Annotated in this window: 1 protein-coding gene; it reads left to right on the top strand. The window is 69.1% G+C overall.

What is annotated here, in order from left to right:
* Positions 1 to 990: zinc-binding dehydrogenase (locus ASC60_RS00050; protein WP_159043179.1), on the top strand; the 990-nt coding region annotated here is incomplete at both ends.

The following is a 990-nucleotide window of genomic DNA, read 5'->3' as shown; positions in this document are numbered from 1 at the left end:
TTCGGCCCCCTGACGGTCACGGACGCACGGCTCGTGGCCCCCATCCCCTCCGGCTGGAGTTTTCAGCAGGCCGCCGCGGTACCCGTGGCGTTCCTCACCGCCTGGTATGGGCTGGTCGAGCTGGGCGGGGTGCGGGCGGGGGAGTCGGTGCTGATCCATGCCGCGACGGGTGGTGTGGGGATGGCGGCGGTGCAGATCGCCCGCCACCTGGGCGTGGAGATCTATGCCACGGCGAGTCCCGCCAAGCACGCGGTGCTGGAGGAGATGGGCATCGACGCGGCGCATCGGGCCTCCTCACGTGATCTGGATTTCGAGCATGTGGTGCGGGAGGCCACCGCGGGCCGTGGTGTGGATGTCGTATTGAACAGTTTGGCCGGGCCGTTCGTGGACGCTTCTTTGCGGTTGCTGGCTGGTGGTGGCCGGTTGCTGGAGATGGGGAAGACCGACGTTCGTGATCCGGAGCAGGTCGGGGCCGAGTATCCCGGGGTGCGGTACGCGGCGTATGACCTGATCAGCGATGCGGGTCCGGACCGTATTGGCCGGATGCTGGGTGAGCTGGGTGAGCTGTTCGTATCGGGTGCTTTGGTGCCGCCTCGGGTGCGGGTGTGGCCGTTGTGCCGGGCGCGGGAAGCGCTGCGGTATCTGAGTCAGGCCCGGCATACCGGCAAGCTGGTGCTTGATGTCCCGGCTCGGGTGGATCCTGGGGGCACGGTGCTGATTACCGGTGGCACCGGGACCCTGGGTGGGCAGGTGGCCGAACATCTGGTGCGTGTCTGGGGTGTCCGGCATCTGCTGCTGGTCAGCCGTAGCGGCCCCGACGCGCCCGCCGCCAAGGAACGTGCGGTCCGGCTGGGCGAGTTGGGTGCGGACGTGCGGATCGAGGCGGCCGACGTGGCCGATCCCGCCACCGTCAACGATCTCATCGCGGGTATCGACCCGGCACATCCGCTGACCGGAGTCATCCACGCCGCGGGCGTGCTGGACGACGCC

Source organism: Streptomyces sp. NBRC 110028 (genome assembly GCF_001417735.1).
GTDB lineage: Bacteria > Actinomycetota > Actinomycetes > Streptomycetales > Streptomycetaceae > Streptomyces.
The sequence above is the reverse complement of the archived record's forward strand: the minus strand, read 5'-3'. Positions and strand labels throughout refer to the sequence as shown.